The organism is Micromonospora maritima (assembly GCF_902825405.1).
Taxonomy (GTDB): domain Bacteria; phylum Actinomycetota; class Actinomycetes; order Mycobacteriales; family Micromonosporaceae; genus Micromonospora; species Micromonospora maritima.
Genome location: NZ_CADEAU010000905.1, coordinates 1 through 989 on the forward strand (window position 1 = coordinate 1; position 989 = coordinate 989).

Sequence of the window (989 nt, forward strand, 5' to 3'; positions counted from 1 at the left end):
GTGGTCGCCGGCGTGCAGGCGTACCAGATCCACCGGCTCGACGACCGGCTCGCCGCCGCCGACCGGCGGATGGCCGAGGCGCAGGGGGCGGACGCCCGCCGGCTGGACGGGCTGGAGCAGCGCGCCGGCAGCCTGGAGAAGCAGGCCGGCGCCGCCTTCAACCCGGAGGCGGTGGCGAGCGCCGTGCTGCCCAGCGTGTTCCGGGTCCGGGCCGGCCAGTTCACCGGCACCGCGTTCGCGGTCGGCAAGGCCCCGGCCGGCGGGGGCACCACGCTGCTCACCAACTTCCACGTGGTGGAGGCCGTCTTCACCGCCGGCGAGCGCAAGGTCTTCCTGGAGCGCACCGACCAGCGGTTCGAGGCGACGATCGTGTCCACGGACAAGGAGAAGGACCTCGCGCAGCTGCGGACCACCGCGACGTTCAGCGGCCTGGTCGCGGCGCGCACGCCGGTCAAGTCCGGCCAGCAGATCGTCGTGGTCGGCGCCCCGCTCGGGTTGCAGGACAGCGTCACCACCGGCGTGGTGAGCGCGTTCCGCAAGGACGAGGACGGCTCCGGCCCGGTGATCCAGTTCGACGCACCGATCAATCCCGGCAACTCCGGCGGTCCGGTGATCAACGGATCCAAGGAGGTCGTCGGCATCGCCACGGCCAAGGCCCGCGACGCCGAGGGCATCGGCCTGGCGGTGCCGATCAAGACCGCCTGCGACCGGTTCAAGCTCTGCTGACCGATCGGTCCCGGGCCGCCCCACGGGGGGCTCAGCACATCTGGAGGAACGACATGTCCCAGCCACCGATCGGAGCGGGGGACAACCCGCCCCCGCCGCCGGGCGGCACGGTCTACGGCAACCCGTACGGGGGCCAGCCCACGCCCCCCTCGTACGGGCCGGCCCAGCCCGAGCCGACCCGACCCCAGCCGTCCGTGCCGGGCCAGTACGCGCCCGGCCCGTACACCCCGGGCGCCGCGCCGGTCCCGGCGCCGGGCCAGCCG

The 989-nt window shown here is 74.7% G+C and carries 1 protein-coding gene and 1 pseudogene; both read left to right on the plus strand.

Features of this window, described 5'->3' with window-relative positions:
• A partial coding sequence (locus HUW36_RS33435) for a S1C family serine protease (RefSeq protein ID WP_174531652.1) occupies window positions 1-726 on the plus strand: 726 nt, incomplete at its 5' end.
• 53 nt (window positions 727-779) lie between these two features.
• Window positions 780-989: pseudogene (locus HUW36_RS33440) on the plus strand (hypothetical protein); the annotation flags it as partial.